The organism is Streptomyces silaceus (assembly GCF_001419745.1).
Classification (GTDB): domain Bacteria; phylum Actinomycetota; class Actinomycetes; order Streptomycetales; family Streptomycetaceae; genus Streptomyces; species Streptomyces silaceus.
Genome location: NZ_LIRJ01000709.1, coordinates 1 through 1111 on the forward strand (window position 1 = coordinate 1; position 1111 = coordinate 1111).

A 1111-nucleotide genomic window follows, 5' to 3' on the forward strand; every position below is an offset into this window, starting at 1 on the left:
GCTCCACCGCCCGGATCAACCTGCGTCTCCCCGCCCACCTGAAGGCCCGCGTCGAGGAGGCCGCGAACCGCGACGGCCTCTCGGTCAACGCCTGGCTCGTCCGCGCGGTCTCCGCCTCGCTGGACCAGCCCGGCGGCCGGGCGCCCGCCCGCCGCGAGACGCGCCGGGAGGGCAGCGGCTTCACCGGGTGGGTGCGGTAGCCCCACCCGGAGGCCGCCCGCACACCGCCCGCGTACAGGAACTCACTTCTTCACCCACACCGAGCCGCCGGCCCCGCCAGCGGGGCGTTCGGACTCGCAGAGCCATGAGGACGGGACAGCCATGCCTTCTTACGACACCCCGAAGCCCATCACCGTCGACGTCAGCCTCTACGCAGGGCGCCTGCGGGTCGTCGCCGGCGACCGCGCCGACACCGTCGTCGAGGTGAGTCCCACCAGCGAGAGCCAGGAGCTGGACGTCCGCGCCGCCCAGCGCACCCACGTCGAGTTCTCCCACGGCAAGCTGCTGGTCCGGGGCCCCAAGGACCGTCTGCTGTTCAGCAGGAACAACCCGTCGGTCGACGTGGAGATCGCGCTCCCGGCCGGCTCCACGCTGTACGCCGCCACCACCGCGGTGCACCTCACCACCGAAGGCACCCTCGGCGACTGCGAGTTCAAGACCTCCGCGGGCGACGTCACGGTCGAGCGGGCGGCCCGCGTCAAGCTGGACACCGGCTTCGGCGAGGTCTCCCTGGGCCACGCGAGCGGTCCGGCCGACCTCGGCACCGGCTCCGGTGAGGTCCGCGTCGGCTCGGCCGCGGCGACCGTCGGGGTCAAGAGCTCCAACGGCGGCGTCCACCTCGGCGACATCGAGGGCGCCGTCACCGTGAAGGCGGCCAACGGCACCATCTCCGTCGACCGCGCCGCCGCCGACGTCACCCTCAAGACCTCCAACGGCGCGCTCGAGGTCGGCGAACTGGTGCGCGGCACGGCCGTCCTGGAGTCGGCCGCCGGCCGCATCGGGCTCGGCATCCGGCAGGGCACAGCCGCCTGGCTCGACGTACGGACGAAGTTCGGTGTCGTGGACCAGGAGCTGGAGGCCTCGGACGCGCCCGGCGAGCCCACGGACACCC

The 1111-nt window shown here is 73.7% G+C and carries 2 protein-coding genes; both read left to right on the forward strand.

Features of this window, described 5'->3' with window-relative positions:
• On the forward strand, window positions 1-200 hold a 200-nt coding region (locus AOK22_RS38900), incomplete at its 5' end, for an Arc family DNA-binding protein (protein ID WP_157872441.1).
• 121 nt (window positions 201-321) lie between these two features.
• A partial coding sequence (locus AOK22_RS38905) for a DUF4097 family beta strand repeat-containing protein (RefSeq protein ID WP_055703333.1) occupies window positions 322-1111 on the forward strand: 790 nt, incomplete at its 3' end.